Annotated in this window: 1 pseudogene; it reads right to left on the bottom strand. The window is 43.9% G+C overall.

The features are described from left to right. Positions 1 to 306, bottom strand: a pseudogene (locus A3712_RS07300) (phage tail sheath subtilisin-like domain-containing protein); the annotation flags it as partial. Positions 307 to 376: the final 70 nt, after the last annotated feature.

Here is a 376-nt window from a genome sequence, read left to right as displayed (position 1 = left end):
ACTGGTGATATCACCAGCGTCAACACTGACTGCGAAGATAGGCATAACTTCATCTTGTTTGCGGAAGTGCTCCACCATTTCCACAATTTCAGAGGTTGCACCATCTTTCCCGAAGTTCTCTGCTGCAATGGTTTCGTCCATACACAAAGTCACGGTATTTGGCCCAATTTTGGCACCTGCAATCGCATTACCAATGGCTAAGATGATTTGTTGTTCTTCTGCACTGTTCGCTAGGCTATTATCTATCTCGATAAAACAACCTGGTACGCGAATATTGCTAGGAACTTCGTTGAAGCTAATACTCATTATTTAGCATCCTTCTTGGTGGTCGTTTGTTTTGTCGAAGTGTCAACAACCGTGCAGTCACCATCGTTGA

It is taken from the genome of Vibrio sp. HI00D65, from assembly GCF_001635455.1.
GTDB lineage: Bacteria > Pseudomonadota > Gammaproteobacteria > Enterobacterales > Vibrionaceae > Vibrio.
The sequence above is the reverse complement of the archived record's forward strand: the minus strand, read 5'-3'. Positions and strand labels throughout refer to the sequence as shown.